Raw genomic sequence first — 526 nt, 5'->3', positions numbered from 1 at the left:
CACTGATGCCCACACGCCAGTAACAGCATGGAGATCCCGCCACCGGGTTCGTCCTTTTGTGCCGAGGCGTGGATAAACAACGCCAGCCAGTCCCTTCTGACCGCGAGGCCACCAGAGCAGCAGGCCTGTCACAATGAGCACAATGGTCCATGATGCGATCATTTCCATAATGACAGAACCCACATTACCCAACAGCAACTGCCCATGCAGCCGGAAAACCAGACGCTCAAATCTGCTTTCTTCCAGAACAGTTTTCAGAACAGTGTGGGTGTTCCTGTTCACATAGACCCGCACGGCTTCTCCGTCTGGCCTGCTGAGCAGAATACGTGCGGCACTTTGCGAAGTCCGCGGAAGTTCATAAGCCAGGAAAGCCCCCTGCGGCACTGCTGATAAAGCAGCCTGAACGTCACGCTTGGGAGAGGGCGACTGAACTGTGGGCAGATGGTCATATCGCCAGTCAATCCAGTCATCAATCTGGGGTTTGAAGAGATAAACCGCTCCGGTCAGAGAGAGAAAGGCCACAAAA

The 526-nt window shown here is 54.6% G+C and carries 1 protein-coding gene; it reads right to left on the bottom strand.

All coding sequences use genetic code 11. The features are described from left to right. A partial coding sequence (locus ABF979_RS16515; RefSeq protein ID WP_415560766.1) for a PepSY-associated TM helix domain-containing protein occupies positions 1 to 526 on the bottom strand: 526 nt, incomplete at both ends.

This window comes from Gluconobacter sp., from assembly GCF_047723935.1.
Lineage (GTDB): Bacteria > Pseudomonadota > Alphaproteobacteria > Acetobacterales > Acetobacteraceae > Gluconobacter.
The sequence above is the reverse complement of the archived record's forward strand: the minus strand, read 5'-3'. Positions and strand labels throughout refer to the sequence as shown.